The sequence below is a fragment of the Azospirillum mesophilum genome (assembly GCF_053470405.2).
On record NZ_JBPXMQ020000120.1, the window covers coordinates 1 to 901 of the forward strand.

Annotated in this window: 1 pseudogene; it reads left to right on the top strand. The window is 63.0% G+C overall.

Annotated features, from left to right (window positions below):
• Nucleotides 1–97: 97 nt before the first annotated feature.
• Nucleotides 98–466, top strand: a pseudogene (locus tag ACSVC7_RS32700) (LuxR C-terminal-related transcriptional regulator); the annotation flags it as partial.
• Nucleotides 467–901: the final 435 nt, after the last annotated feature.

Sequence of the window (901 nt, forward strand, 5' to 3'; positions counted from 1 at the left end):
CAATCTCTTCGGCGCCCCACTCCCCGCCGTCCGCATGGCCTGCGCCGAAGATCGCTGTGCCACCATTGCAACCGTCAAGAACGGCTTTCTTTGAATGGCCCTGACGGAGTCCTTGAGGCTGGTGATGATGGGTGAGAAAGTGTTTCCCACCGACCTTTCCGAGCTTCTGTTGCGCAACAATCCACAGAAGGCGCCCATGCCGGGACCGGGCGAACGGCAAGGCTTGACGGAGCGCGAGATGCAGATCCTGTGCTGCCTGATCAAAGGCCAATCCAACAAAATGATCGCCATCCATTTCAACATCACCGAGGCGACGGTCAAGGTCCATCTGAAGAGTCTGCTGCGCAAGATCAACGCCTCCAACCGCACCCAAGCAGCCATTTGGGCACTGAACAACGGCATCGGCGACCAGCCGGCCAACGCCGGGACCGACCCACTCCAAGGCGTCGGGGCGTCGGCTGTCTAACGGACCCAGGGCAGCGCCGAGATGGTACGGGCGGCGAAGTGGCTATTTTTCGGCAACATGGTAAACATGCATTAACTATGTTGCGCGAACCAGCGGATGTCGAAGCTCCGAAGGTTCCAATGTCTCAGCCCACCAATCAGCCTTCCGCCTCTGAGCATGTGGCCCCCGGTGCCGCGCCCGGCACAAATCCACCTGATGCCCCGCTCTCGGCCATGGTGCCCCCGGAGGTGCGCCACGCCGTCCGGCAAACAGCGGCCGCCCCGGTACGTGTCAACGCGAATGAGACAGCCGGGCAGTTTATCGTCGCTCAGGGTTCGGACTGGAATGTGGCGCTAGGGCGGTCGGCGTGCGCCCGTCTGCCTCCAGCGTGCCGGCGGGCTTGGTCCGCGCAAGGCCCTTCCGTCCCGCCCCTTGGGGCGGGTCCCTCGGGAAGAA